This window comes from Pseudoalteromonas sp. SIMBA_162 (assembly GCF_046535955.1).
In the GTDB taxonomy this organism is placed as follows: Bacteria; Pseudomonadota; Gammaproteobacteria; order Enterobacterales; family Alteromonadaceae; genus Pseudoalteromonas; species Pseudoalteromonas marina.
In genome coordinates, this window is sequence record NZ_JAWJBQ010000940.1 from 1 (window position 1) to 247 (window position 247).

1 protein-coding gene is annotated in these 247 nt (G+C 62.3%); it reads left to right on the forward strand.

The window, feature by feature from the left end; all coding sequences use genetic code 11:
• On the forward strand, positions 1–202 hold a 202-nt coding region (locus tag R0J88_RS22475; protein ID WP_410901240.1), incomplete at its 5' end, for an OmpA family protein.
• Positions 203–247 lie beyond the last annotated feature (45 nt).

The following is a 247-nucleotide window of genomic DNA, read 5'->3' on the forward strand; positions in this document are numbered from 1 at the left end:
CGGTGCCAGCAACTACAACCAGAACCTGTCCGAGCTGCGTGCCCAGGCTGTCGGCAACTATCTGGCCAGTGGTGGCATCGCCTTCAACCGTCTGAACATGCGCGGTTATGGTGAAGCCAGCCCGGTGGCATCCAACGACACCGCCTCCGGGCGCGCCCAGAACCGTCGCGTCGAGATCACGCTGACGCCGATGGAAAGCTGAGACCCATCAGCTGTCATGGCGACATGACGGTGAATGACCACGAGG